The following is a 26,202-nucleotide window of genomic DNA, read 5'->3' as shown; positions in this document are numbered from 1 at the left end:
GATCTTCCAACCACCTATTCGGCCATCGCCTGAATACGGTCGCGAAAGGACGGGTGTGAGGCCAGCAATCCCCCGCCATCGCACATATTTCCGCATTTGGTCTGCAACTTCCGGAAAAAGCGGGGGAGCGCTTCTTCATCATGCCCAAGCCTGCTCATCCAGTCTGCCGACATCTGGTCAGCCTCAAGTTCAAAGTCTCGAGACTGGCCTGACAGCACAATATTTCCGCCAAAACCGACAATTTCCTCGAGGATGGTTTCCTCGGCACCAACAATCAGTCCGACGCCGATGGCCACAACGGCACTGCGCATCACCTGCCGCAGCGCATGACGCCCGGTGACATGTCCGAATTCATGGGCCACCACGGCAAGCACAACATCGTCATCATTGGCAAATGTCACCAGCTCATCCAACAGGACGATATCATTTCCCGGTAACGCGAAGGCGTTTGGCCCGATGGCCGACGCGCGTCTGAAATGCAGTCGGGTATCGGCAAATTCCGCAGGTGCCAACTGACGCATCCGTGCAAATTCCTCGCGCAGCCGGTCCTGTGTTGCGACCGGCAGCTGGCTGTCCTCAAGAAGGGTCATATCAAGCTGGGCCAGCACCAGGCCGGAGCCACGTTCAACAAGGGCATCCGGCACCAGCCGCACCAACACATCGCCAGCCGGCGCAATCGCCAGACGCAACCCGGCAAGTGCAACCAGAAACAGGACAGACAGCACCAGCATGCCGCGCCACCCCACCTTTTCGAGCCGTGAAAGTCTGGATCCAACCTTTGCCTGGTGCGGAAAAAATTGTTCCAGCGGCGCGACATCCGTGTCAGCGGAAAATCTGATGACATCGCCTGTTGATAAACGCAGACGAAGGTCACCGCCGCCAATCTTTGGCAGCACATGATCGATCGTTATCTGCTCAACATGCTGCTGATCCGCTCTGGCAAGAAACAGCGCGTCGATGCCGGAATCCCGACCCGGCCCAACAAGCAGCGCCGCCGGAACGGTCCGGGTCGTTCCCGCCCTTGTCAGACTTCCCTGAACCTGCATTGCGAGTTTTGTCCTTCGTTATGGTATCCGTGGCGTTATGGTATCCGTGGCGGTATGGTGTCCGTGGCGGTATGGTGTCCGTGGCGGTATGGTGTCCGTGGTCGTCGATCTAGAAATTGATTTCCAGACCACCAGCCTCGCCAACGGCATCACCGATCGAATTTCCCGCCCGCGTCTGGCGGTCCAGATATCCCTGCACATCGGCTGCTGGCCGGATTTCCGTATTCTGGGAAAGATAGCGATATTGCCTGACCTGCGCCCAGGGCAAAAGCAGACCCAGTGTCACCACCGACAGGATCAGATTGCTGACGATAATCCAACCAAGACCGAACCCTGAAATATGTGAACGGAACCTGATCCCCCCCTGAAGCCGCAGCGCGTTTACCATGATATTGCGGGTCAAGGCGCGGTAATAACCGCCAACCAGCGTAAATATCAGCACAAGCATTATCGGGACCAGATAGCCCATGCCAACGCCGAAACCACCAGCCAGAACCGATGCCAGATCGTCCTGCATGGGCGTGGCTGTGCCCAGATTGCCATAGATGGCAAGACCAACCACCACCGCACCAACACCAATCAGAACAAGGCTTAACAACAGACATTTAAGGCCGACACCGTAATAGCTGGCAAGCTGTCCCTTGCCGCCGAATCGCGCGGCTCCGAAACTGTAGTTGCGGGCCACATATTCCCGCATCCCCTTTGATGCGATGGGCAACAGGATGCCGAGACTGAGTACGCCAATGAACGGTAGCAGAAACAGATACCAGGCTGACCCGAAATAGGTGCCTGTAAAATCGAAACGAACGTCTCGCCACGCTAGATTGCGTGCGTTGAAGCGAAGTGATCGATTGATTGCCCAGGGATATATGGCAAGAAGGACAAGACTTGCACCCTCCTGAAGGAAAGGGATTCCGAGGAACGGCAGGGCGTAGAACAGCATCAAGAGGCCCACAACCACGATCCAGCCCTTGAACAGGTCAAGGCCGGTCGCAAGGTAATCGAGTCCCTCACCCAATATGCGCGTGTTGTTATAGAAGAACCGTCGTTTTCGTACACGCGCCCATGGCGTCCAGATGCCGACCGTCACCAGAATCAGCAGAATATTAACGAATTGCAGACCAAAAAGCGCACGCGCAGTGCCGCTGAACACAAGCGGCGTGAATCTTGCGACAGGACCGTCCATGTGGGGCGTCGAACCTCCATTTGACGCCGTGTCTTTTTCGACACCCTCTCCTTCTCCACCGTCTGCCGACCCGTGCTGAGACGCGTCCTGGCCTGTCCCGGATGGAGGTGCAACAAAAGGATTATGGGGTTTATCCGACATGAGACCGGTATTTCCTCGCTAACGGTGACGCCACATCTGTTTCATTTCGTGACAGCCAAATCGGCAATGATACAGGGATGTCGGCACCTCTATTCCGGGTATCGTAGCGTGGAATGGACCAATCTGACAAACCACTGACAAATCATCAACAAGTCACCTAAACCATGCCGTAACCATGCAATCGCGGCGACAGACGTTGAAGTCACATTCGTGTGATAAGTAATTTACGATTAATTAATACAGGTGAAGCTAACTTGTTACCAGACAGCGGCACCGGGCATTCCTCCAACCGGCGTCGCGGTCGACAAAGGCAGATGTAACAAGGAGTTTCCCAATGGCTGAAATAGCTGTTTCATTCTTCAGCAAACCGAATGCAGATAGCCGCACCCGTCGTGTTTCCTTCCCTCGCACGGCGCAAAGCAAGCTTCATTACGACATTCGAGCGGCCATGCAGGGTGACGAATTTTTCGCCTGCTATGTGGCTCCACAAGGCGGTGTTGTTGCACTCGACCGCCAGGGAGTCGCGATCACCATCTGACTGATCTTCTCCCGTCAGTTGGATGTTACCCCCTGGCCAATGCTGGTCAGGGGGTTTTTTCATGTCTGCGTAGCGGCAGGTTTGCCGCGCGATATTCTTGCAGAAAGGTCTGACTGGCAGAGACAAAAAAAGCCGGCATAATCCAGAGGATTACACCGGCTTTGAATGGTGAGCGCGACAGGATTCGAACCTGTGACCCAGTGATTAAAAGTCACTTGCTCTACCAACTGAGCTACGCGCCCGTCATGCCGTGAGAACACGGGAAGATGAAGCGGGAAAACCCCCGATCACACGAGGACGATATAGAGATTAGATGAAACCCTGTCCACCCCCTTTTTCCCATGCGTGGCCTGATGCTGTGACAGTTGGTGACAGGGCCGATACAGTACCCGCAGATTCACGCGACTGATGGCGCTTTCAACGATTCACGGCAATCTGTCATCCAGACGAATGCACATCATCATGCCCGCCGGAAGCAGACAGTCGTGACAAGTCGCTGTAGGGGGTTTGAAAAGATTTCATCATGGCCGTCTTCACTGAAACCGAGGGAACGAATCAGCCGTTGCGACCTGATATTGTCATGGTTTGCACTTGCAACAATCAAGGTGTTCGGTGCCTGCCGCGTCACCTCGTCAATCAGGGCGATCACCGCCCCGGGCATGATCCCCTGCCCCCAATATGGACGCGACAGCCAAAATCCCAGTTCCCTTGCTCCTTCATTACGTTTTGACGGCACGAGGCCCAGCCCGCCAATTCCGGATCCATCATGGGTTACCGCGACAGCAAGTATGGCGGTTGCATCACCGAGGGCAGCCTCTACAGCCAGATGTTCAGGCCGTGCAAGATAGTCCATTGCGTGGTCGAACCGATAGGGATGGGGAACACTCGCAAGCCAGCGCGCCACCTGCCAGTCATTCAGACCACAAACAAGATCCATTGCATCCAAATAGCGGAAGGGGCGCAACCGGACCCGTGCACATACTTGAATCAATATTTTCCACCCTGTCCATGTTGAGATTATTTGAGTTGGCGCCTTGCCCGTCGGAAATTTGCCCGTCGGAACCTGATATTGCGAGCCGACAGCATAGAGGGATGCCGCCGACAGGGTTTGTTTTGGAAATATAAGGGGATTCACACTTATGAATAGCGCGATTATTGGCGAATTCTGGCGATATATAGCTGCGCCGCAAGGATAAGACCTAGGCTCCTCCCGCAACCCTCTCTCGGTATCAGGCAGCCCCTGTTTCCTGAAGCGTCGCGTTGCGCTTTTCCAATGCGCCGAGAACCGAGGTGACGGAAGACACCGTGTAGGGAACGAGGCAGGTCGCAATCATCTTGATCCAACAGGTGGCCGTCAAATTGCCGGAAACAATCACTTCACCGTGGTTGATAAAGGCTAGAATTGTGCCGACAATGACAGCTACGATGAAAGACCGCTTTGCCACATTACGACTGAAAAAGACCGACGCCACGTATTTGAGATCGAACATGAAGTGGACCCGGAGACACAATGTTTACAAAGATATTCATCAGGACATTTCCATCTGCAGAAGAATGTGAACTATTTGAATCGATCTTACAAACGAAATGGCCCGATCTGCTTAAGGATCTGAAGGGTGTAAGCTTTCAGGCTTTTCGCAACGCACAGGCGCCCCATATTTCAACGGTGATCTGGGAATTTCCGGATGAGGCAACCCAGGCCAGGGTGGAACAGATGATCGAGGAGAATATCGTCAGGTTTACCAAGACGTTATCGCCGAAAACACTGACCTTTTCCGGCAAGAGGATCATGTTCCTGAAAACCTGACATCGTCAGTGTGCCTTGACAGGAAATCCATGTCCGGACCGACCGGACCAGACAGCGGGCGATTTCAGACGTGACGTGCCCTAGGATCGAAGAAGCTTCATCTTGCGGACAACACTGGCCGGGACAAAGCTTGAAATATCGCCGCCATAGCGGCTGACCTCTTTGACGAAACGGGATGCCACAAAATGCTGATGCTCGGCGGCCATCAAAAACACGGTCTCAAGATCGCCATGTAACCGTTTGTTTATACTTGCCATCTGAAACTCGATTTCAAAATCGGAAACGGCGCGAAGCCCCCTGACAATGACCGAGACACCCTGCTCCTGCGCAAAGTCCGTCAACAGGTTTGAAAAATTCAGAACCCGGATCGGCACGTTGACGGTGCCGTCTTCATTCAGGCGCTTGCACTCCGAGGTCACCAGCTCGGTCCGCTCTTCGACAGTGAGCAACGGGCCCTTGCCGGCATTCGCCGCAACCGCAACGATCAACTCGTCACCAAGCCGCGCTGCGCGCTGGATAATGTCCAGATGGCCGTATGTCAGCGGGTCGAAAGTCCCTGGATAGGCGATGATCCGGTGGCTCATTCGTCGGTTGCCGGCTGGTCGGAATCACCAGCCGTGCCTCCCTCTTGGCCGTCAGCCACTTCGCCGTCATTTTCAGTATCGGCGTCATTATCGCCGTCATCCGCATCACGGATCAGACCAGCCGAGACAACACGCTCGTCATCATCACCCGACACATCAAACAGGCGCACACCCTGTGTCTTTCGACCGGCAACCCTGATGGAATCGCCCTCGCCGCCATGAACACGGATCCGGATGATCTGCCCATGATTGGTCACAAGCATCAGCTGATCGTCTTCGACGACGGTAAAGCTGGCCATGACCCGGCCATTGCGGTCGCTGGTTTCGATATTGGCCACACCCTGGCCGCCGCGCCCGGCGCGCCGATAATCGGATACCTGTGTGCGCTTGCCATAGCCGTTCTCGGTCACCGACAGCACGAATTCATTGTCCTCGTCGGTAATGATGGACATCGACACCACGGAATCCTTGCCAAGAAGTTTGATCCCCCTGACACCGGTGCTGTCACGGCCACGAAACACCCGAACCGCATCGACGGCAAACCGGATCGCCTTGCCATCACGTGTCGCCAGCAACAGATCGTCACTTTCGTTGCATGGCGCAACGCCGACAAGCTCGTCACCATCGGCAAGCTTCATCGCGATCTTGCCATTGCGTTTGATGTTGGTGAAGTCGCTCAACCTGTTGCGCCTGATATTGCCGGTCGCGGTGGCAAACATGATGTGCAGATCATCCCAGCTGTCGGGATCGTCCGGCATCGGCATGACTGTATTGATGGTTTCACCTGTTTCGATCGGCAGTAGATTGACCATCGCCTTGCCAAGCGCCTGTGGCGCGGCTTCAGGAAGACGATAGCATTTCAGTTGATAGACCATGCCACTCGAGGTGAAAAACAGGATCGGGGTATGTGTGTTGGCAACAAACAGCCTGGTGACAAAATCCTCGTCACGGGTCTTCATGCCGGCGCGTCCCTTGCCGCCGCGGCGCTGTGCCCGGTAGACGGACAGAGGCACGCGCTTGATATAGCCACGGTGACTGACAGTCACGACCATATCTTCCTGCTGGATGAGATCCTCATCATCCTGATCGACAAGTTGGTCCGAAATTTCGGTCCGCCGTGGCCCACCCAACCGCTCTCTGGCGGCGGCAAGCTCGTCAAGAATGACCTCGTTGACCCGGTCAGCAGACCCAAGGATTTCAAGGTAATCCGCAATGCGTTGGGCAAGTTCGCCGGTTTCCTCGGCCAGCTTTTCGCGTTCCATCCCTGTCAAACGCTGCAGGCGAAGCTCAAGGATGGCCCGCGCCTGTGCCTCAGACAGCCGATAGGTGCCGTCAACCACTTCATGCCCCGGATCATCGATCAAGGCGATGAAGGCCTCGACCTCGGCGGCTGGCCAGGCTCGTTCACAGAGCTGGTTGCGGGCGGTTTCGGTGTCAGGCGCCCGCTTGATCAGTTCGATCACCTCGTCGATAGAGGCAAGCGCCACCATCAGGCCGGCCAGAAGATGTGCCCGTTCCCGTGCCTTGCCAAGCTGATAGACGGACCGTCTTGTCACCACCTCGCGGCGGAATTCGCAAAAAGCGGCAATAACGTCTTTCAGCCCCATCTGTTCGGGACGGCCGCCATTCATCGCCAGCATATTGACCGGGAAACTCGTCTGCAGCCTTGTGTGCCGCCACAGCTGGTTCAACACCACATCGCCGGCGGCATCCCGCTTGACCTCGACCACGATCCGCATGCCGGTCCGGTCCGACTCGTCCCGGATGTCGGAGATGCCTTCGATGGTCTTTTCGCGGACCAGTTCACCTATCCGCTCCAGCAGCTGGGCCTTGTTCACCTGATAGGGGATTTCGGTCACGATAATGGTTTCGCGATCCCTGGCGTCGGTAATGACCTCGGCGCGGGCCCGCATGATCACCGACCCGCGACCGGTGTGATAGGCATCACGAATGCCGGCCCGGCCCATGATCAGAGCGCCGGTGGGGAAGTCCGGCCCGGGAACGATTTCAATCAGCTCCTCGACAGTGATGTCCGGGTTGCGGATAAAGGCTTCACAGGCGGCGATGACTTCAGCCGGACTGTGCGGTGGCACATTCGTGGCCATGCCGACCGCGATGCCGTTGGCCCCATTGACCAGAAGATTGGGGTATTCAGCCGGCAGCACCGTAGGTTCAAGCTGGGTTTCATCATAGTTTTCAGTGAAATCGACCGTTTCCTTGTCGATATCGCGAAGCAGACTTTCGGCGGCCCTGGCAAGGCGTGATTCGGTGTAGCGCATCGCCGCCGGCGGATCACCATCGACAGAGCCGAAATTTCCCTGACCATCGACAAGTGGCAGACGCATGGAAAAATCCTGCGCCATCCGGACCATCGCCTCGTAGATCGAACTGTCGCCATGCGGGTGATAGTTACCCATCACGTCACCAACGATACGCGCAGATTTGCGTGGCGGTTTCGACCAGTCGTAATTGCCTTCCATCATCGCATACAGAATGCGGCGATGCACCGGCTTCAGCCCGTCACGAACATCCGGCAATGCGCGCGACACGATCACGCTCATCGCGTAATCGAGATAGGATTTCCGCATTTCCTCGGTAATCGAAATAGTCGGGTTTAGCGGGTCGGCAGGTGGCGTAGATGTGTCTGTCACTGCGGTCTCTTCGGGCCGATACGGCCATCATAGTCACCAGACGGTCAAACAAGCCGTCATCCACAACATCTATACCATATCTTGTGGTCAAACCTCAAAATATTGTTGATTTAAGACGTAAAAAAAGACCCGCCACCTGTATCAAGGTAACGGGTCAATTTTCATTCATATCGTTCTGTTTTAGAACGGAATATCATCATCCGGAGCGTCACCGCCATGCATTGGTGGCGGTGTAGCTGGCGAAGATGCTGCCGGTGCCTGACCGGACGACGGCGCTGAACCGCCGCCACCGCCATAGCCGCCGCCCATTGAATCGCCGTATCCACCACCTGACCCGGCTCCCTCCGACCTGCCGCCAAGAAGCGTCAATTCGCCCCTGAAGCGGCCAAGAACAACCTCGGTCGTATATTTTTCGACACCCTGCTGGTCGGTCCATTTGCGTGTCTGAAGCTGACCTTCGACATAGACGCTGGACCCTTTGCGAAGATACTGTTCGGCAACCCGTGCAAGATTCTCGTTGAAGATGACGACCCTATGCCATTCGGTCCGTTCGCGCGGCTCACCGCTCATCCGGTCTTTCCACCGTTCGGACGTCGCAACTGACAGGTTCACGATTTTGGCCCCGTCCTGGGTATTCCTGATTTCGGGATCGCGACCCAGATTACCCACCAGGATAACCTTGTTCACACTGCCTGCCATGGCTGACCAACTCCTTCGTATGAGTTTTTTTGGGGATATGGATAAAAAGCATCGATAAGGCCTTTAGATTACCCAGTTGGACGCATAAATGACAACAACAATGATGTAAATTTAGCCGCAGCCAGCTGTTCCGCTTTGGGGTGGTCGGGGCTGGTGGCCACGGGTATAGTCTCGCGATGCCGAATGAAACCAAATCCCCCCTTCCCGCCGATGGTGCGCTGCTTGCCAGCGGCATGAACCCACCAACCTCCGGCGATATCCATCCCCCCGAAGACGGGGCCACTGCGGCGCGTATCGAGCCGCGGGTGATTTCCGTGCGCGGCGCGCGCGAACACAATCTGGCCGATGTCAGCATTGACCTGCCGCGTGACCGGTTGGTGGTGCTGACAGGCCTGTCCGGCTCCGGCAAATCGTCGCTTGCGTTTGATACTATCTATGCCGAAGGCCAGAGACGGTATGTCGAATCGCTGTCTGCCTATGCCAGGCAGTTCCTGGAAATGATGCAGAAACCGGATGTTGATCTGATCGAGGGTCTGTCGCCGGCGATTTCGATCGAACAGAAGACGACATCACGCAATCCGCGCTCCACCGTCGGGACTGTTACCGAAATCTACGACTATATGCGGCTTCTCTGGGCGCGGATTGGTATCCCCTACTCACCGGCAACCGGCTTGCCGATCCGCAGCCAGACCGTCAGTCAGATGGTCGATATCCTGCTGGGCATGGACGAAGGCACCCGGCTTTACCTGCTGGCACCTGTCGTACGCGGTCGCAAGGGTGAATATCGCAAGGAGCTTGCCGAATATCATCGCAAAGGCTTTAGCCGGGTGCGAATCGACGGTGAAATCTATGACCTCGACGACACGCCGGAACTCGACAAGAAACGCAAGCATGACATCGAACTTGTTGTCGACAGGCTGATCATACGCGGTGATCCGGACGAGCTTTCCACACGGCTTGCCGATTCGCTGGAAACAGCCCTCTCACTGACTGACGGCCTTGCCTTTGCCGACCATGCCGACACCGGAGCGCGGACCGTTTTCTCGGCCAATTTCGCCTGTCCTGAATCCGGTTTCACCATTGATGAAATCGAACCGCGTCTGTTTTCCTTCAACAACCCGTTCGGGGCCTGTCCGGCCTGTGACGGACTTGGGGTCAGCAGCCATTTCGATGAACAGCTGGTTGTTCCCGATCACCGGCAGACATTGCGGGGCGGTGCCATCGCGCCATGGGCAAACAGCAGTTCCCGCTATTACGTCCAGACGCTGGAATCACTGGCACGGCAATTCGGGTTTTCGCTGGATATGCCATTTGGCGAATTGGATGAGGAAATCCAGACCCTGATCCTTCAGGGGTCCGGAAAACTTCCCGTCACCATGGAATTCGATGACGGTATGCGGTCCTACAAGACCAAGCGTCCCTTCGAAGGCCTGATGCCAAATCTGGCGCGCCGGTATCGCGAGACGGATTCATCATGGGTGCGCGAGGAACTGGAAAAATTCCGCGCCAATCATCCCTGCGAGTCGTGCAATGGCAAGCGGCTCAAGCCGGAGGCGCTGGCGGTGAAGGTCGACCAGAACGACATTTCTGATATTGCCAGGCTGTCGATAGGCGATGCCCGTGACTGGTTTGCCGGGTTGAATGACAAGCTTCACGGCCAGGACTCTGAAATTGCGGCGCGGATCCTCAAGGAAATCAACGAGCGGCTTGGCTTTCTTGTCAATGTCGGGCTTGGCTATCTGTCGATGGCACGTAATTCCGGCACCCTGTCTGGCGGAGAATCCCAGCGGATCAGGCTGGCATCGCAGATCGGATCCGGCCTGACCGGCGTTCTCTATGTGCTTGATGAACCGTCAATCGGCCTTCATCAACGCGACAATGACAGGCTGCTGGCCACGCTGGTGCGTCTTCGCGATCTTGGAAACACGGTTCTTGTTGTCGAGCATGACGAGGATTCCATCAGACTGGCCGATTATGTTGTCGATATGGGCCCCGGTGCCGGCGTTCATGGCGGCAGGATCGTTGCCGCAGGCACGCCCGACCAGATCATCGCCAGCAAGGATTCCCTGACTGGACAATATCTGGCGGGGATCAGGGAAATCAGTGTACCGGCGAACCGGCGCAAGGCGCGCAAAGGGCGGCTGGTCAGGGTCGAGAACGCCACCGGCAACAATCTGCGCGATGTGACTGTTGAATTTCCCCTTGGGGTGCTGACCTGTGTTACCGGTGTTTCCGGTGGTGGCAAGTCGACCCTGGTGCTGGAAACATTGTGGAAGGGTCTGGCCAGGCGTCTGCACAAGGCGCGCGAAATGCCGGCCGCGCACAAATCCATCACCGGCGCCGAACTTCTGGACAAGGTTGTCGATATCGACCAGTCGCCGATTGGCCGTACACCGCGATCGAACCCAGCCACCTATACGGGTGCCTTTACCCCGATCCGGGAATGGTTCGCCGGTCTGCCCGAAGCAAAGGCACGCGGCTATGCACCTGGCCGCTTTTCATTCAACGTCAAGGGCGGCAGATGCGAAGCCTGCCAGGGTGACGGTCTGATCAAGATCGAGATGCACTTTCTTCCCGATGTCTATGTGACCTGCGATTCCTGCAAGGGCAGACGCTATAATCGAGAGACACTCGAAATCACGTTCCGTGGAAAGTCCATCGCTGATGTGCTTGAAATGACTGTGGAAGAAGGTGTCGAGTTCTTCAAGGCCGTACCGTCCATCCGCGAAAAGCTCGAGACCATGTTCCGGGTCGGTCTTGGCTATGTGCGGATAGGCCAGCAGGCGACGACATTGTCCGGCGGCGAAGCCCAGCGCGTGAAACTGTCCAAGGAATTGTCGCGTCGGGCAACCGGGCGCACCATCTATATTCTCGATGAACCGACAACGGGTCTGCATTTCCATGACATCGCCAAGCTTCTGGAGGTCCTGCAGGAGCTTGTTGATCAGGGCAATACGGTAATCGTCATTGAACATAATATGGATGTGATCAAGACGGCCGACTGGATCATCGATCTTGGTCCAGAGGGCGGTGATGGCGGCGGCATGATTGTTGCCGAGGGAACACCCGAACAGGTTGCCAAAGTCAAGGAATCGCACACCGGTGCCTATCTGGCGCGCATGTTGCCGACAAGGGGATGACCATGCCAAACACCGACACCAGCAAGCCGGTTGTCCATATCGTTGGTGGCGGACTGGCCGGCAGCGAAGCTGCCTATCAGGTGGCGCAGCGTGGCATTCGCGTTGTTCTGCATGAAATGCGCCCTGTCCGGAAAACAGACGCACACCATACGGACGGGCTGGCCGAACTTGTCTGTTCAAACAGCTTCAGATCCGATGATGCTGAGGCAAATGCGGTCGGTGTCCTGCATGCCGAAATGCGAATGCTGGATTCCATCATCATGAGCGAGGCCGACACTCACAAGGTACCTGCCGGTGGCGCACTTGCCGTCGACCGGGATGGATTCTCCCTCGGGGTGCAGACCCGCCTGACCGACCATCCGATGATTGAACTGGCACGCGAAGAGGTAACGGAAATTCCTGCGGACTGGGACAATGTGATCATTGCCACCGGCCCCCTCACCTCGCCCTCACTGGCGCAGATGGTGCGCACGCTTGGCGGCGAGGATGATCTTGCCTTCTTCGATGCCATTGCGCCGATTGTGCATTACGACAGCGTCAACATGGATGTGGCCTGGTTCCAGTCGCGCTATGACAAGGCAACCGATGGCGGCGATGGCAAGGACTACATCAACTGTCCGATGGACAAGCCGCAATATGAGGCGTTCATAGATGCGCTTCTTACCGGCGAAAAGATGAGCTTTCGCGAATGGGAAGAAAACACGCCCTATTTCGAAGGGTGCATGCCAATCGAGGTGATGGCCTCGCGCGGACCCGAAACACTGCGCTTCGGGCCGATGAAACCGGTTGGCCTGACCAACGCTCATGATGGAAGCCGTCCGCATGCCGTGATCCAGCTTCGTCAGGACAACGCCCTTGGCACGCTCTACAACATGGTCGGTTTTCAGACAAAGCTGAAATATGCCGAACAGGTGCGGGTGTTCCAGACAATCCCCGGTCTTGAAGCCGCCCAGTTTGCGCGTCTCGGTGGGTTACACCGCAACACCTTCATCAATTCCCCGCGCTTGCTTGATGTTCAGCTGCGGATGAAAGTCAGACCGACACTTCGATTTGCCGGCCAGATCACCGGTGTCGAAGGCTATGTCGAATCAGCCGCCATTGGATTGATGGCTGGCCTGATGACAGCCGCGCAGATTAACGGCACCAGATGGACGCCACCTCCCGTCGAAACGGCGCATGGCGCCCTGCTTTCGCATATCACCGATGGTGCCGATGCCGATACATTCCAGCCAATGAATGTGAATTTCGGTCTGTTCCCACCAATCGACGCTGCCGCGACAGGCGGCAAGCGCAAGCTTCGGGGGCGTGACCGCAAGCTGGCTTATGCCACACGGGCACTTGAGTCCTTCAAGGAGTGGTCGGCCGGGATGGCAGCCTGAAGCCACACCGCCAGCCAAGCATTTTCCATATCAGCAAGGGGTCGTCTGTGCCGTCGGCTGCTGACATTTCGTGTCGCGCCAGCTGACCAATCATCCAGATCCAGTAATGATGGGGCGTGCGAAGATCGGCAAGGAGGCCGTCATCAAGCCTGTCTGCATGCTGTGATGTCCGGAGCGCCGCGCCGACAAGGCTGGCAGCCGGTTCTGCGGCCCTGTCTTCGGCCAGCATTCCAAAGAAATCATGCCAGCAGCGGTCCGCCCCAAAGGTATCATCGCCCAGCCTGTCCTGCCATAGCGCCAGCTGGGCATGAACCGCGTCGGGGTCCAGATGTCCGCGGCCGATATGGGCAAGAAGCCGTTCCGCCAGCGGGACATTTTCATGGCGACCTGTCTCCAGGGCGTCTGACCACCATTGCAGCCGGATGGCGGCAAGCATCGGCTCGGACGTGACACGTATGGCAAGTTCGGCTTCGAGGGCAAGGCTCAGCCTGTCGGCAAGCAGAGGGCGGGTTTTTGCAGGGGCAAACAGCAGACACAACGCCAGAGACCTGTCCTGGTTGTGCAGAGCCTGCCAGCTGGCTGACATCAGATGGCAACAAGCGCCGCGGCGGCTGCACGTCCCTCGCTCATCAGAACGTTCCAGGTTCGGCAGGCGGCTGGTGTCGACAGCAATTCAAAGGCAACGCCGCGGGCGCGCAACGACTCGCCGAGGCTGGTGAACGGGTGCTGCGGTGCCTCCCCGGCTCCGAGGATCAGCAGTGGCGCTGCCGGATCGCCAAGATGCGGAAGCAGGTCGGCAGCTGTCAGATTGTCCAGCTCATTGGGTGGAGTCCATGCAGTGGCGAGGCGCGGCAACAGAAACAGGCTGCCACTGTGGCGTGTGCCAGACACACGAAATCCGCCGTCGCCATACCCGTGGATGAGCTGGAGATCACTTCCCTCGCCAAAGGTTTTGATATCAACCATGCGGCGGTCAGACGTCCTCGGCCACTGCGCCTGGATCGTCATCCTCATCAAGGTTTCGTTTCAGGTCGAATGAGGCAAGCAAGCCAACGGCGACAAAGATCGACGAATAGGTGCCGATCAACACGCCCCACATCATCGCAAGCGCGAAATCACGAAGCACCGCACCGCCGAAAAACACAATCGCCACAAGGGCCAGCATTGTGGTGACAGATGTCATGACGGTCCGCGACAGCGTTTCATTCAGCGACATGTTCAGGATTTCGCGCTGCTCGTAGGATTTGTAGCGACGCAGATTTTCCCTGACCCGGTCGAACACCACCACCGTGTCATTGATCGAATACCCGGCAATGGTCAGGATCGCCGCTACCGTCGCCAGATTGAATTCAAAGGATGTCAGCGAAAACAGACCAATTGTCGTCAGGACATCATGTGCAAGTGCCAGAATGGCGGCAATCGAGAACTGCCACTCGAAGCGGAACCAGATATAGACCATGATGGCAAGCAAGGCGCAGACAACAGCCAGAATGCCCTTCTCTGCAAGCTCGGCGCCGACCGTCGGGCCGACAAATTCCGTCCGTCGGATATCATATCCGGACCCAAGCGAATCTGTGATCGCCTTGATCGCCGCGATCTGCGCCTCTTCATCGCCTTCCTGACGCTGCACCCGGACAAGAACATCGGTTTCGCTGCCGAACCCCTGAATGCTGATATCGCCAAGGCCAAGCTGATTGAGATCAGACCTGATATCGCCGATATCCGCCGGGCCGTCGGCATTTCGCGCCTCGATGAGAATACCGCCTCGGAAATCAATTCCGAGATTGAGCCCGACAAGCGAAAACAGCGCCACCGACGCAAGCACGAGAAGAGCCGAAAACATGATGGCAGGCTTGCGAAGCCGCAGGAAATCAATGCTGGTTTCGCTGGGAACTAGCTTCAGACGCATCGGTCGTCTCCCTTACAGAACCAGCTGGCGCGGACGTTTGCGCTCGAGCCAGATAATGATCAACATCCGCGTCACCATCACCGCTGTGAACAGCGAGGTTGTAATGCCAATGGACAATGTAACGGCAAATCCCTTGATCGGGCCTGATCCGAAGATATAGAGGAACAGCGCGGCAAACAGAGTTGTCAGATTCGAATCGATGATTGTCGATATGGCGCGGCTGTACCCGCCTTCGATCGCCGCCATAACGCTCCGACCACGCCGCAATTCCTCGCGAATGCGCTCAAAGACCAGCACATTTGCGTCAACGGCCATGCCCATTGTCAGAACGATACCGGCGATACCCGGCAATGTCAGCGTGGCCTGGATGGCTGAAAGGGCACCGAGGATCAGAATGACATTCACCGCCAGCGCCACATTCGCAAGCACCCCGAACAGGCCATAGCTGGCAACCATGTAAATGATGACAAGCAACAGACCGACAAGCGCCGCTATCTCTCCTGCGGCAACCGAATCTGCGCCAAGCCCCGGACCGATGGACCGTTCTTCCATGACAATAAGCGGGGCCGGCAGCGCGCCTGCCCGCAGGATCAGCGCAAGCTCATTCGTTTCGGCGACACTGAACGTGCCGGTAATCTGGCCACTGCCAAAAATCTGTGACTGGATTGTCGGCGCGGACACGACCTTGCCATCAAGAATGATCGCAAAAGGCCGGCCGATATTCGCCCCGGTGACGCGGCCAAACCGCTTTGCGCCGGTCGCGTTGAGGGTGAAACTGACAGCCGGGCGATTGTTCTGGTCAAAGCTTGCCTGTGCGGAGTCCAGCAGCTCGCCACTGACCATGACGCGTTTTTCAACGACATAGAACTGTCCGTCATCACCGTCACTTGGCAACAATACGCTGCCGGGTGGTGTGCGGCCACGGTCGATGGCTTCCTGCGCGCTCATCGACAAGTCGACAAGCTGGAAGGTCAGTTTTGCGGTCCGGCCAAGGAGACGCTTGATCTCCTCTGGATCATCAACTCCGGGAAGCTGGACAAGTATTCTGTCCTGACCCTGGCGCTGAATGACAGGCTCTTTTGTGCCATCAGGGTCGATCCGGCGCCGAATGATTTCCATCGACTGTTCGATTGTCTGTGCCTGCAGCGTTGTCAGGCCAACTTCGTTGAAGAAGATCCGGAAATCCGGAGATTGATCAACAATCTCGAAATCACGACCAAGGTCTGTGAAAATCTGCCGGGCCGCGGCGTTGTCATCATCCTTGCGAAGGGTGACCCGCACCTCGTCATCAGCAACGTCAAGCCCACTGAACCTGATTTTCTGACCGCGGAATTCCTGGCGTATGGTCTCGGCGGCACTTTCCAGACGTTCCTGTGCCACGACATCCATATCGACCCGAAGCAGCAGATGCGATCCCCCCTGCAGGTCAAGGCCAAGATTGATCTTCTGCCCCGGCAGGATGCCGCCACCAAATTCTTCATCTCCCGACAACAGGTTCGGGGCCGCATAGGCGACACCAAGGATGGTGATGAAGATCACAACTAGCTTTTTCCAGCCTTCAAACTTTAGCATGGCGGCGGGCTTTCTTCGCAGATGGATGTGGGCCAAGGCAACGCCACGGCCCCGTCGTCGGTTACGACTTGGCTTCGGTCTTGCCGCGCACGTCGGCGATCATGGTACGGACGACATTGACCTTTACGTCCTTGGCAATCTCGACCTCGATTGTTTCGCTGTCATCAACCGCCTTGATGATGGTGCCTGTCAGGCCGCCATTGGTCACGATCTTGTCGCCGCGTTTCAGGGCCGACAGCATTTCCTTATGCTGCTTGGCACGCTTCTGTTGCGGGCGGATCAGCAGGAAATAGAAGATCACCATCACAAGGATGATAGGCATCAACCCAAGGCCACCTTCGGCAAAGCCGCCGGACTGGGCAAAAGCTGGGGAAATAAGCATGTCGTTTCAACTCCAGACTGCGCTCGAATTCATCGGTTCCGCACCATAAACACCAAGACACGGTTGAGCAATCATCAACGCCACCTGTTTGCATGAAATCGCACCAAAAATGGCTTGCTTGGTAGTTGTTAGCCGTCTCCAGCCCTGTTAGATTTCCGGCATGAACAATTCAGATACCGATTCCGAGTTCCTGCGCCAGCTTTCGCGCATTGCCGATGCACTCGAAAAACACAGTCCCACCGATCCGACAGCCGCCGATGTGGTGCCGGCCGAGGCCTATGTGTGGAACCGCGCCAGTCGGCGTCTTGTAGCGGTTCCGAAGATCAACCGTGTGGAGTTGGGATTGCTGCGCGGCGTCGACCATCAACGCGACAGCCTGCTGTCGAACACCATTGCCTTTGTCAGGGGCTTTGCCGCCAACAATGCGTTGTTGTGGGGTGCCCGCGGCACTGGCAAGTCATCTCTGGTCAAGGCCGTTCACGGCACGGTTACAGAGCGTGGGATGGATTGTGCGCTTGTCGAGGTTCATCGCGAGGATATTTCCGACCTTCCCTTTCTGATGACATATCTGTCACAGCTTGACCGTCGTTTCATCGTCTTTACAGATGACCTGACCTTTGATCATGGCGACAGCAGTTACAAATCCCTGAAAGCGGCGCTGGATGGCGGGGTCGAGGGCCGACCCGACAATGTCATTTTCTATGCAACATCAAACCGCCGGCACCTAATGCCACGGCAGATGATTGAAAATGAAAGATCAACAGCCATCAACCCGTCTGAGAGTGTTGAGGAGAGCGTCTCACTTTCGGACAGATTCGGTCTCTGGGTTGGCTTTCATTCGATTGATCAGGATACATTTTTTGCCATTGTCGAAGGCTATGTCGCACATTTCGGGATCAATACGGCAAATGTCGATGTGCGCCGCGAGGCGCTTGCCTGGTCGATGGAACGCGGATCCCGTTCGGGTCGCGTGGCGTGGCAGTTCATCGTCGATCTGGCCGCACGCACCGAAACCGACCTGACCAAACCGACCTGACGACCCCGGCCTTGCAGGCAATCGCCAGCCTGCCACACCCCTTCAGGCGATCAATGACCGCGGATCGATCGGTTTGCGCGAACGGCGTATTTCGAAATGCAGCTGCGGCGTGTCGACCTTGCCTGTCTGGCCGACGGTGGCGATTTTCTGTCCGGCATCAATGACATCGCCTTCCTTGACCAGCACCTCGCCAAGATGCGCATAGGCGGTGATGATGCCACCATCATGCTTGACCAGGATCAATGTCCCGAAGGATTTGATTTCCCGTCCGACAAAGGCAACGGTACCGCGCGCCGCCGCGCGAACCTCGGTTCCCGCCGCTGCCGCGATATTGACCCCATCATTGTGAACACCCCGCGCCGCCGGGCCAAATTCCGCGACGATTTCACCTTCGATCGGCCAGCGGAAGGGACCGGTTCCCGATGGGGCGACAAAGCGTTTCCTGACTGCCGGGGTAGATGGCGTCGGCGAAATGGTGGCAGCCGCAACGGTCGTGGCGTCAGGCGACACATCAAGAACCGAAAAATCCAGCCTGTCGGGAAGGATCAGACGTTGGCCAACCTGCAATGTGAACGGCGCCTCGATACCATTGGCCTCCGCCAGCTGATACTGGCTGACAGCATAACGCTGCGACAGTGAATAGATGGAATCTTCTGGCCCCACCACATGCACCCGAGGCGGGGTCAGTGTCAGCACCTGCCCGACCACCACCGCATAGGGAGGGCCAATCTGATTGTCCCGTATGATCGAGGTCGGCGGCACCCCGTAGCGTGCGGCGACAGCATAGATATTGTCACCATCGCGCACCGTAACCTTGCCGTTCGGCGGAATGGCTTCCCGAGGCTGGCGAAGCGGTGCGTTGAGTACAGGAGCCGGTGTATCCCTGGTGAGCGAGAGGTTGGGTGCCTTACAGCCAGCCATCGGCAACAGCCCTGCCACCAGCGCCACTGTTGCCAGAGATCGCAAGCTTTGCTGTCGTGGTACCATTGTCTAGTCCTCTACCAACGGAACGAATTTCACAGCAAGAAGTTCCTGTTTTTCAAATCCGGTTTCTGTCCGACGCACCGTGACCAGTTTCTGCGACCGGTCCCGGCCTTCCGGTGCCACCATGATGCCGCCAGTTTTCAATTGATTCAACAGCGCAACAGGAATTGATACCGGCGCGCATGTCAGAATGATCCTGTCAAAGGGCGCGCCTTCGGGCCAGCCGCGCGCACCGTCACCAACTTTGGTCGTGATATTGGTGATTCGCAGCTTTCGAAACTGCGTCTCTGCCTCGACAAGAAGGGGACGCAACCGTTCGATGGAATAGACCCGGCGGCACAGAAAAGACAGGATGGCCGCCTGATATCCGCTGCCGGTGCCGATTTCCAGAACCCGCTCCCGACCTGTCAGCTGCAGCGCTGCCGTCATCCGCGCGACGATATAGGGCTGGCTGATTGTCTGCTCCATCGCAATGGGGAGCGACGCATTTTCATAGGCGTGATCACGAAACGTCACCGGAACGAACATTTCGCGTGGCACCTGCTCGATCGCAGACAGGACATCTGCCTCGACGACACCCATCCCCCGAAGGGTCATGGTCAGCTGTGCTTTTTCCTGTTGAAAGTCAGTCATGCCCCTGCCCGACCGCGAACTTCTGGCAGGATCCATCCACACCCTTGACGGCGGGGTCAGAAATCAACAGCTGTCAGCCCGGCCTGAATGTCGCCTGCGGTGATATCCATACCCAAAGCCGTCAGCGATATCCACCCCTCGTCCATCACCGCACGGTCACTTCCGGGAATTGTCTGCTCTCGGCTCATCAACGGGCCAAGACGATAGGAATTCGGACTCTCACCATCAATCACATGATCCCCGAATTTGTGGCGATCTAGCGTTGCCGGCCTGATGCCAAGAATGTCTGCTCCGCGAACCGGTGGAAAATTGACATTCATCACGGTCCGGTCGGGTATTCCAGCCTCGAGTATTGTGCGGATCACGGTTTCTCCATGGATGATGGCAGCGTCATATTCGGATTCCTCGATGCCACCATTGCGCTGCGACAGCGCAATCCCCGGTACCCCCATCAGCGCCCCTTCCATGGCGGCGGCAATGGTCCCGGAATACAGCACATCATCAGCCGCGTTCATGCCGGCATTGATACCGGACAGAACCAGATCCGGCTTGCCGTCCATGACCCGTGACGTCCCCATGATCACGCAGTCGCTTGGCGTGCCCGAACAGGAAAACCTTTTGTCTCCAAGCGGGGTGATCACCACGTCACGACGCAAGGTAATGGCGCGCGACATGCCGGACCTGTTGCTGTCAGGCGCAATCACCCACACATCATCGCTCAGCCGCAGGGCAATATCATGCAGAATTCTGATGCCAATGGCGTCGACCCCATCATCGTTGCTGATAAGAATCCGCCCGGGCGACATCGAAGAAAATGGAGACATTGGCTACCTCGGCAATACCCTAAAAAAAACAAACAAACTCCGCCTTTCGACACCGGAACCGGGCATCACATCGGCGTGATAACGTCGCATCCCATATAGTCATGCAGGGCTTCAGGAAGACGCACGGATCCATCTTCCTGCTGGCCTGTTTCAAGCACCGCGATCATCGTACGACCCACAGCCAGTCCGGACCCGTTCAGGGTGTGGACATACTGCGTTGATCCCTCCTTGTCGCGGAAGCGGGCTTTCATCCGGCGTGCCTGAAACGGTCCGCAGTTCGAACACGAGGAAATCTCGCGATACTGGCCGCGTCCTTCGTCCTGACCGGGCAACCACACTTCGAGGTCATAGGTTTTCCGGGCACCGAATCCCGTATCTCCGGTACACAGCATCATCACCCTGTAGGCAAGACCAAGCCGCTGCAGGATTGTCTCGGCGCAGCCTGTCATACGCTCATGCTCTGCCGCCGACTGGTCGGGATGGGTAACGCTGACAAGTTCTACCTTTGAAAACTGATGCTGGCGGATCATGCCGCGCGTGTCACGCCCCGCCGCGCCCGCCTCGGACCGGAAACAGGGAGTGTGCGCGGTAAAGCGCATCGGCAGGCTGTCTTCCGGCCAGATTTCATCGGCAACCATATTGGTCAGCGGCACCTCGGCTGTCGGGATCAGCCATTTGTCATCGGCGCGGAACAGATCCTCGCCAAATTTCGGAAGCTGGCCGGTGCCAGTCATCGCCGTGCTGTTGACCAGCACAGGTGGCAGGGTTTCCTGATATCCGAACTCGGAGGTGTGGATATCCAGCATGAAGGCTGCCAGCGCCCGCTCCAGCCTCGCAAGCTGGCCACGAAGAACGACAAACCGTGCGCCGGCAAGCTTTGCGGCGGCGGCAAAATCCATCTGCCCAAGCGACTCGCCAATGGCAACATGGTCACGCGGGGTAAAGTCATATGACGGTATTTCACCCCATTCACGGACCATCTTGTTGTCCGTTTCATCGCTTCCAGCCGGTACATCCATGTCGAGGATATTGGGAAGTCCCAGAAGATGTTCTTCAAGGGCGGCGGCAAGGCCTGCCTCTTCACCTTCCAGACCCGGCATGCTGGCTTTGATGTCGTTAACCTCGGCGATCAGGTCATCGGCATCTTCGCCCTTGCCCTTGCGCATGCCTATTTCCTTCGAAGCCTGATTGCGTCGTGACTGCAATTCCTGAATTTCACCCTGCAGAGCGCGGCGGCGCGAATCTATCTCCAGAATCGCGCTGGCCAGCGGGTCAATGCCGCGGCGCGCCAGTGCCGCATCGAAATCTTCAGGATGGTCACGGATAAAGCGGATGTCATGCATCGGATGGCTCGTTTCAGATGATCAAGGCGGTAGAGATACCCCGGCTTAGTCTGCCGCCTCGTCGGTTGCCTTGGGCGCAATCACCTTCGCGCCAAAAATGGAAATCTCGTAAAGGGCGATAATGGGAAGTGCCAGCATCAGCTGAGACACCACATCGGGCGGTGTCAGGATCGCGGCGGCGACGAACGCGATCACGATCGCAACCTTGCGTTTTTCCGCCAGCCCTTCGGGAGATACAAGCCCTGCTCGCACCAGCAGCAACAGGACAACGGGAAGTTCAAACGCCAGACCAAACGCAAAGATCAACCGCATGATCAATGACAGATATTCGGAAATGCGCGGTTCGATCTCGATCGCCAGCGCACCGTCGGACCCGGCCATTTCAAAACCGACAAAGAAGTTCCAGGCCATTGGCGTGACAATGTAATAGACCATGGCTGCGCCAAGGGTGAACAGAACAGGTGTGGCGATCAGAAATGGCAGAAAGGCACTTTTCTCGTTTTTGTAGAGAGCCGGCGCGATGAATTTCCAGATCTGGATACTCAGGATCGGGAATGTCACACAAATTGACGCAAAGAACCCGACCTTGATCTGGGTGAAAAACCCTTCATGAAGCGCGGTAAAGATCATTCTACCGCCGCCCTTTTCCTCAAGAATTTCAGCAAGTGGCGCCTGCAGGAAGATGAAAACGTGGCTGGCCAGACTGTTGTTCATCCCGCCGCCCGGCATCGGTGCGACGATAATCAGAAACAACACAACAAAGGCAAGCAACGCCACCCCGAGCCGATTGCGAAGCTCAGTCAGGTGTTCGATCAGCGACATTTGTGCGCCACCACCCTCGTTTTGCTGTTCTTCGGCCATAGCTCGTCAGCTCTTGTCCGTCCGTTTGGACTTGTCGTTTTCACTATTGTTGTCTTCAGGCGCAGCGTCACTGTTGGCGTCCGCCGCAATGCGATCACCCGCCTCGGAGGCAAGCGTGCCGATTTCCTTCAAATCGTCGGATGCGCCAGTGCCACTGACACTGTCCTTCATCTCGCGGACGGATTCGCCAACCTTGCCGGACGGGTCGATGACTTCCGCAAGTTCGTCGAGATCACCGGATTTGGCCTTGTTCATGGCTTCTTTGAGATCGGCCACCTCTGCATCGGCCGCAATCTGGTTCATGCCATCGGTGAATTCCCGGGCCATTCGCCGCATCTGCTTTGTCAGATTTGTAAAGCTGCGCAACATTTTTGGAAGCTCCTTCGGGCCGACCACCATGATCAGCACGAAGGCAACAACCAGAAATTCCCAGCCACCAATGTCCAGCATCACGTGGCCCTGTTTAGCTTTTCTTGGCGGCTTTTTTCTTCGCTGCGGCTTTTTTGGCTGGTGCCTTTTTCTTGGCGGCAGCCTTTTTCTTGGCAGCGGCCTTTTTCGCAGGGGCCTTCTTTTGCGGTGCCGGAGTCTCTTCGATGACTTCGACCTCCTCAACCTCCTCGGCCTCGGCTGCTTCGCCTTCGCCTTTCAGGCCGGTTTTGAAGTTGCGCAATCCCTTGCCGAAATCGCCCATAATCGACGACACCTTGCCGCGCCCGCCGAAAAGCAGCAGAACGACCGCAAGTACGACAAGCCAGTGCATGATGCTGAACGTACCACCAAACATTTTGTTTCCCCTGGGTTATGAAGCGGCACGCCTGATGTCCGTGCCGCGCTGGATTCATCGAGAATATAGACAGGGAGTTTAAGATGAACAAGCAATCGTTACGGCCCCTGCGTCAAAGACACCCAGGCCGATGCCAGTCAGCCTCGCCCTGTCCTGTCACCGCCTTGGGGTGTCATTCATTGGCCGGAAAAACAAACGCCTGGGCGGTATCAACAGTTATCCGCACCGGACTGCCGGTCTGCAGCGAATTCAACCCCGGAACCCGCGCATGAAAATGCAGCTCCTTGGTTCCTGTCGGAACCGACAGGTGGATCAGTGACGCGCGCCCCAGAAGACGCGCCTCCATGACAAACGCGTTTGTCTGCGCCTCTGATCCATGCGGTTCGATATTCAGCGCCTCATGCCGGATCACTATGCTCGCCGGATCCCCTTCCCGCATCGAATCCGGGGCCTTGAAATCACCCAGAACCGTTTTGATACAGCCATTTACAACGCGACCTTCAAGTCGATTAACTTCGCCAAAAAACTCCGCCACAAAGGCACTGTTCGGCTGGCAATAGAGATTGACCGGGCGCCCGGTCTGCTGCACCTCACCATCACACATGACAATGATGTTGTCCGACATGAACATGGCTTCTTCGGCGTCATGGGTTACCATCAAGGCCGCTGTACCTGCCGCCTTCAGGACATGCAGCATCTGGTCACGGATCCGTTCGCGCAACCGGCTGTCAAGACCAGCATAGGGTTCGTCCAGCAGGATCACCGATGGCCGTGGCGCCAGCGCGCGTGCCAGTGCAACACGTTGTTGCTGCCCGCCTGACAATTCATGCGGATAGGAATCGGCAAGCGTTTCGATATTCGCCTCGGCCAGCACATCGAGACCGCGCCTCGTCGCCTCACTGCCGCGATTGCGAAGCCCGAACAGAACATTTTCAAGCACCGTCAGATGCGGGAACAGCGCGTAATCCTGAAACATGTAGCCAACACCCCGTGTTTCGGGGGGCACCGCCTGAACAGGATCGGAAACAAGCTTGTCATCAAGCCATATTTCACCTGATTTCGGGCGTTCCAGCCCGGCGGCAAGACGCAGCAATGTCGTCTTCCCACAGCCTGAAGGACCAAGAAGCGTCACGACCTCGCCGGCATCGACGGAAAAGCTGACATCCTTTACCGAATCATTCCCGTTATAGGCATGCGAGATATGGCGAAATTCAAGCATTGATGTTGTCTTCCCCGTCATCGTCGATACCCATGCCGGCATCGATCATGGCTTCTTCAAGAAGATCAGGCTCATCTTCGCCAATCATATCCTCAGCCTCGTCATCGTCGGCTGACACGCCGTCGATCAGCCCACCGATCACCTGTCCCTTGCGCAGCAATCCCGCTGCCTTCAGATCGTCAAGCCCCGGCAGGTCACTCAACGATTCAAGTCCGAAATGATCCAGAAATGCCGGGCTGGTTCCCCAGGTCAGGGGGCGCCCCGGCGTGCGACGGCGGCCCCGCGGCTTTATCCAGCCAAGTTCGAGCAGGATATCGATCGTGCCGCGCGACAGGCTGATGCCACGGACTTCCTCAATCTCCGCACGGGTGATCGGTTGATGATAGGCAACGATGGCAAGCACCTCCAGCGCTGCCCGTGACAGCGGGCGCTCGACCTGACGGTGAGTGTTCAACCTCTCGGCAATCTCGGGGCGGGTGCGAAAGGCAAAGGCATCGCCAACGCGGCACAGCTCAATGCCGCTTGTCGCATCAAAGCGCGCTTCGATCAGTGGCAGCACGGATTCAAGCTCAACACCATCTGGAAGCTGCGCCTGAAGTTCAGGGCCCCGAACCGGTTTTGATGCCGCAAAGATGATCGCCTCGATGGCAGCGGCCCATTGGCTAAGCGAAATCCCGCCCGTCATGCTTGATCCCTCGACCTGAGAAAAAGAGGTGCAAATCGACTGTCCTGACGCAAGCGTACCATTCCTTCGCGCGCCAGTTCCAGCGATGCCACGAAATGAGATGCTGTCGCCGAGCGACGGTCCAGGTCAGTTTTCAGATTGGGTGGCAGAAAGGATTCAAGGACCGTCCATTCGGGAACCTGCCCGACCAGCGCGCGCAGTCTCTGCGCTGCCTCCTCGACCGAAAAGAGCCTCGTTGCGGCAATTGTCAGGGTCCGGTTTTCAACACCCGACTGGATGGCACCGTAACAGGCAAGAAGGTCATAGAGGCTCGCCGTCCAGACAGGTTCAGTGACCGTTTCAAAGGTTTCGGGTTCACCGCGCGCAAACCGCTGATGGCCAAGCCGTGGCAGCGATATCAGCCGTTTGGCCGCCTGCTGCATCGATTCCAGCCGCAACAGCTGATATTTCAGCGCGTCGGTCATGTCGATAACCTCTTCGGCCTGTTCCGGTTCCGGATCAGGAAGAAGAAGCCGTGATTTCAGATAGGCAAGCCATGCCGCCATAACCAGATAATCCGCCGCGACTTCCAGATCGAGGCGTCGTACCGTATCGATGTAACTCAGATATTGTTCGGCAAGCGGCAGAATCGCGATGCGCGACAGATCGACCTTCTGCTCGCGGGCCAGCGACAGCAACAGATCAATCGGCCCCTCAAACCCGTCAAGATTGACGAACAGAGACAGTTGCTCGGGCGCTTCGCGTGGCGGTGCCCCTTCGTCAAATGGCTCGTCGATGGTGTCGGTATCATTCATGCTGG

At 57.0% G+C, this 26,202-nt stretch carries 27 protein-coding genes and 1 tRNA gene; 5 read left to right on the top strand and 23 right to left on the bottom strand.

From position 1 onward, the window contains the following. Positions 1-14: 14 nt before the first annotated feature. A complete protein-coding gene (locus tag AB3X55_02780; GenBank protein ID MEX0502502.1) occupies positions 15-1,046 on the bottom strand; it encodes a M48 family metallopeptidase in 1,032 nt (343 codons plus the stop codon). Between the two features lie 109 nt (positions 1,047-1,155). Next, the gene (locus AB3X55_02775) at positions 1,156-2,232 is read right to left on the bottom strand and encodes a YjgN family protein (protein ID MEX0502501.1); all 1,077 of its coding nucleotides are present in this window, start codon (positions 2,230-2,232) and stop codon (positions 1,156-1,158) included. Between the two features lie 475 nt (positions 2,233-2,707). On the opposite strand from AB3X55_02775, the gene AB3X55_02770 reads away from it, so the two are divergent. Further along, positions 2,708-2,911, top strand: coding sequence for a hypothetical protein (locus tag AB3X55_02770; GenBank protein ID MEX0502500.1), 204 nt, complete (start codon positions 2,708-2,710; stop codon positions 2,909-2,911). 166 nt (positions 2,912-3,077) lie between these two features. Here AB3X55_02770 and AB3X55_02765 read toward each other — a convergent pair. The 3 genes from AB3X55_02765 to nrtS form a co-directional block, all read right to left on the bottom strand. Further along, positions 3,078-3,153, bottom strand: a tRNA-Lys gene (locus AB3X55_02765). 218 nt (positions 3,154-3,371) lie between these two features. Then, positions 3,372-4,046 (bottom strand): GNAT family N-acetyltransferase, encoded by a 675-nt coding sequence (locus AB3X55_02760; protein MEX0502499.1) that lies wholly within the window; start codon positions 4,044-4,046, stop codon positions 3,372-3,374. 94 nt (positions 4,047-4,140) lie between these two features. Continuing rightward, the gene (gene nrtS / locus AB3X55_02755) at positions 4,141-4,401 is read right to left on the bottom strand and encodes a nitrate/nitrite transporter NrtS (protein MEX0502498.1); all 261 of its coding nucleotides are present in this window, start codon (positions 4,399-4,401) and stop codon (positions 4,141-4,143) included. Between the two features lie 20 nt (positions 4,402-4,421). Here nrtS and AB3X55_02750 point away from each other — a divergent pair, with 20 nt between their 5' ends. Beyond that, the gene (locus AB3X55_02750; protein ID MEX0502497.1) at positions 4,422-4,718 is read left to right on the top strand and encodes a transcriptional regulator; all 297 of its coding nucleotides are present in this window, start codon (positions 4,422-4,424) and stop codon (positions 4,716-4,718) included. An 80-nt stretch (positions 4,719-4,798) separates the two neighbouring features. Here AB3X55_02750 and coaD read toward each other — a convergent pair whose 3' ends face one another. The 3 genes from coaD to ssb all read right to left on the bottom strand — a co-directional run bounded on the left by coaD (position 4,799) and on the right by ssb (position 8,652). Beyond that, on the bottom strand, positions 4,799-5,302 hold the full coding sequence (gene coaD, locus AB3X55_02745) for a pantetheine-phosphate adenylyltransferase (GenBank protein MEX0502496.1): 504 nt from the start codon (positions 5,300-5,302) through the stop codon (positions 4,799-4,801). Further along, the gene (gene gyrA / locus AB3X55_02740; GenBank protein MEX0502495.1) at positions 5,299-7,953 is read right to left on the bottom strand and encodes a DNA gyrase subunit A; all 2,655 of its coding nucleotides are present in this window, start codon (positions 7,951-7,953) and stop codon (positions 5,299-5,301) included. Before gyrA ends, coaD begins: the two co-directional genes overlap by 4 nt. A gap of 180 nt (positions 7,954-8,133) precedes the next feature. After that, positions 8,134-8,652, bottom strand: a complete 519-nt coding sequence (gene ssb, locus AB3X55_02735; protein MEX0502494.1) for a single-stranded DNA-binding protein — start codon at positions 8,650-8,652, stop codon at positions 8,134-8,136. A gap of 176 nt (positions 8,653-8,828) precedes the next feature. On the opposite strand from ssb, the gene uvrA reads away from it, so the two are divergent. Continuing rightward, positions 8,829-11,792, top strand: coding sequence for an excinuclease ABC subunit UvrA (gene uvrA / locus AB3X55_02730; GenBank protein ID MEX0502493.1), 2,964 nt, complete (start codon positions 8,829-8,831; stop codon positions 11,790-11,792). A 2-nt stretch (positions 11,793-11,794) separates the two neighbouring features. Then, complete coding sequence (gene trmFO, locus AB3X55_02725) at positions 11,795-13,171, top strand: methylenetetrahydrofolate--tRNA-(uracil(54)-C(5))-methyltransferase (FADH(2)-oxidizing) TrmFO (GenBank protein ID MEX0502492.1); 1,377 nt, start codon at positions 11,795-11,797, stop codon at positions 13,169-13,171. Here the strand turns inward: trmFO and AB3X55_02720 are convergent. From AB3X55_02720 to yajC, 5 genes are all read right to left on the bottom strand, one after another. Next, positions 13,140-13,757 (bottom strand): hypothetical protein, encoded by a 618-nt coding sequence (locus tag AB3X55_02720; GenBank protein ID MEX0502491.1) that lies wholly within the window; start codon positions 13,755-13,757, stop codon positions 13,140-13,142. The genes trmFO and AB3X55_02720 overlap by 32 nt on opposite strands. After that, positions 13,757-14,137 (bottom strand): Mth938-like domain-containing protein, encoded by a 381-nt coding sequence (locus AB3X55_02715; GenBank protein MEX0502490.1) that lies wholly within the window; start codon positions 14,135-14,137, stop codon positions 13,757-13,759. Before AB3X55_02715 ends, AB3X55_02720 begins: the two co-directional genes overlap by 1 nt. A gap of 7 nt (positions 14,138-14,144) precedes the next feature. Continuing rightward, positions 14,145-15,080, bottom strand: a complete 936-nt coding sequence (secF, locus tag AB3X55_02710; protein MEX0502489.1) for a protein translocase subunit SecF — start codon at positions 15,078-15,080, stop codon at positions 14,145-14,147. Positions 15,081-15,092: 12 nt separating this feature from the next. Then, positions 15,093-16,652 (bottom strand): protein translocase subunit SecD, encoded by a 1,560-nt coding sequence (secD, locus tag AB3X55_02705; GenBank protein MEX0502488.1) that lies wholly within the window; start codon positions 16,650-16,652, stop codon positions 15,093-15,095. A gap of 61 nt (positions 16,653-16,713) precedes the next feature. After that, entirely contained in the window at positions 16,714-17,034 is a 321-nt protein-coding gene (gene yajC / locus AB3X55_02700) for a preprotein translocase subunit YajC (protein MEX0502487.1), read from the bottom strand. 160 nt (positions 17,035-17,194) lie between these two features. Between yajC and AB3X55_02695 the strand changes: the two genes are divergently transcribed. Next, positions 17,195-18,070, top strand: a complete 876-nt coding sequence (locus AB3X55_02695; protein MEX0502486.1) for an ATP-binding protein — start codon at positions 17,195-17,197, stop codon at positions 18,068-18,070. Positions 18,071-18,112: 42 nt separating this feature from the next. Here AB3X55_02695 and AB3X55_02690 read toward each other — a convergent pair whose 3' ends face one another. From AB3X55_02690 to AB3X55_02645, 10 genes are all read right to left on the bottom strand, one after another. Then, positions 18,113-19,057 carry a peptidoglycan DD-metalloendopeptidase family protein gene (locus tag AB3X55_02690; GenBank protein MEX0502485.1) on the bottom strand — a complete coding sequence of 315 codons (945 nt, stop codon included), beginning with the start codon at positions 19,055-19,057 and terminating at the stop codon, positions 18,113-18,115. 3 nt (positions 19,058-19,060) lie between these two features. Then, positions 19,061-19,687 (bottom strand): protein-L-isoaspartate(D-aspartate) O-methyltransferase, encoded by a 627-nt coding sequence (locus AB3X55_02685; protein ID MEX0502484.1) that lies wholly within the window; start codon positions 19,685-19,687, stop codon positions 19,061-19,063. A gap of 56 nt (positions 19,688-19,743) precedes the next feature. Further along, positions 19,744-20,511, bottom strand: a complete 768-nt coding sequence (surE, locus tag AB3X55_02680) for a 5'/3'-nucleotidase SurE (protein ID MEX0502483.1) — start codon at positions 20,509-20,511, stop codon at positions 19,744-19,746. Between the two features lie 65 nt (positions 20,512-20,576). Then, positions 20,577-21,854, bottom strand: a complete 1,278-nt coding sequence (serS, locus tag AB3X55_02675) for a serine--tRNA ligase (protein ID MEX0502482.1) — start codon at positions 21,852-21,854, stop codon at positions 20,577-20,579. Positions 21,855-21,899: 45 nt separating this feature from the next. Then, positions 21,900-22,676, bottom strand: a complete 777-nt coding sequence (gene tatC / locus AB3X55_02670) for a twin-arginine translocase subunit TatC (protein MEX0502481.1) — start codon at positions 22,674-22,676, stop codon at positions 21,900-21,902. A 45-nt stretch (positions 22,677-22,721) separates the two neighbouring features. Next, positions 22,722-23,165 (bottom strand): Sec-independent protein translocase protein TatB, encoded by a 444-nt coding sequence (gene tatB / locus AB3X55_02665; protein MEX0502480.1) that lies wholly within the window; start codon positions 23,163-23,165, stop codon positions 22,722-22,724. A gap of 13 nt (positions 23,166-23,178) precedes the next feature. Further along, positions 23,179-23,475: a twin-arginine translocase TatA/TatE family subunit gene (locus AB3X55_02660; GenBank protein MEX0502479.1), complete on the bottom strand. Its 297-nt coding sequence runs from the start codon at positions 23,473-23,475 to the stop codon at positions 23,179-23,181. 196 nt (positions 23,476-23,671) lie between these two features. Further along, the gene (locus AB3X55_02655; GenBank protein MEX0502478.1) at positions 23,672-24,718 is read right to left on the bottom strand and encodes an ABC transporter ATP-binding protein; all 1,047 of its coding nucleotides are present in this window, start codon (positions 24,716-24,718) and stop codon (positions 23,672-23,674) included. After that, complete coding sequence (gene scpB, locus AB3X55_02650) at positions 24,711-25,403, bottom strand: SMC-Scp complex subunit ScpB (GenBank protein ID MEX0502477.1); 693 nt, start codon at positions 25,401-25,403, stop codon at positions 24,711-24,713. Before scpB ends, AB3X55_02655 begins: the two co-directional genes overlap by 8 nt. Next, entirely contained in the window at positions 25,400-26,197 is a 798-nt protein-coding gene (locus AB3X55_02645; protein MEX0502476.1) for a ScpA family protein, read from the bottom strand. The genes scpB and AB3X55_02645 overlap by 4 nt, the downstream gene beginning before the upstream one ends. Positions 26,198-26,202 lie beyond the last annotated feature (5 nt).

This window comes from Alphaproteobacteria bacterium LSUCC0719 (assembly GCA_040839025.1).
GTDB lineage: Bacteria > Pseudomonadota > Alphaproteobacteria > Puniceispirillales > Puniceispirillaceae > UBA8309.
This window is presented reverse-complemented; position numbering and strand designations above follow the sequence as displayed.